This is a genomic window from Bartonella sp. CL63NXGY (genome assembly GCF_042194905.1).
In the GTDB taxonomy this organism is placed as follows: domain Bacteria; phylum Pseudomonadota; class Alphaproteobacteria; order Rhizobiales; family Rhizobiaceae; genus Bartonella.
This window is the reverse complement of sequence record NZ_JBHINK010000144.1, coordinates 338-582: the sequence shown is the minus strand read 5'-3', so window position 1 is coordinate 582 and position 245 is coordinate 338. Positions and strand designations below refer to the sequence as shown.

General features: G+C 39.2%; 1 pseudogene. It reads right to left on the bottom strand.

Annotated elements, in window-relative coordinates:
• A pseudogene (locus ACFIK0_RS09780) lies at positions 1 to 245 on the bottom strand (phenylalanine--tRNA ligase subunit beta); the annotation flags it as partial.

Below are 245 nucleotides of genomic sequence, written 5' to 3'. Positions count from 1 at the left end.
AAGATATTTGAATACGGAATCGCCAGCCTTAGCTTCATCATCTAAGAAGTAAATTCCTTCTTCATAAGCTTTTGGAGCAATCTTGTCACTAAAGCCAATTTCCTGCAAAGCACAAAGCATTCCATTCGATTCTTGACCACGAATTTTACCACGTTTAATCTTTTGGTTATTTGCGATCCGCGCACCGTTAAGGGCAACAATTACCTTTTTACCTTCTTGAACATTAGGGGCACCACATACGATTT